The organism is Aeromonas diversa CDC 2478-85 (assembly GCF_000819805.1).
Taxonomy (GTDB): Bacteria; Pseudomonadota; Gammaproteobacteria; order Enterobacterales; family Aeromonadaceae; genus Aeromonas; species Aeromonas diversa.
Window position 1 is genome coordinate 2,573 of sequence record NZ_CDCE01000026.1, and the last position, 232, is coordinate 2,804.

The window sequence follows — 232 nt, forward strand, 5'->3', positions numbered from 1 at the left end:
TCGACAAGCTGCTGGCCGAGCTGAGCGGCGTGCCGGCTGACTTGCGCACCGCCCGCTTCTGGTGTGTGCTGGTCTTCATGCGCCACGAGAACGACCCCACCCCCCTCATCTGCCAAGCCAGCTGGGAGGGACTCATCACCGAGGAGCTGCGCGGCCAGAACGGCTTTGGCTACGATCCGGTCTTCTTCGTCCCCGGTGAAGGCTGCACCAGCGCCGAGCTGCCGGCCGAGCG

At 67.7% G+C, this 232-nt stretch carries 1 protein-coding gene; it reads left to right on the forward strand.

Features of this window, described 5'->3' with window-relative positions; all coding sequences use genetic code 11:
* A partial coding sequence (locus tag BN1121_RS08555; RefSeq protein ID WP_043597683.1) for a non-canonical purine NTP pyrophosphatase occupies positions 1–232 on the forward strand: 232 nt, incomplete at both ends.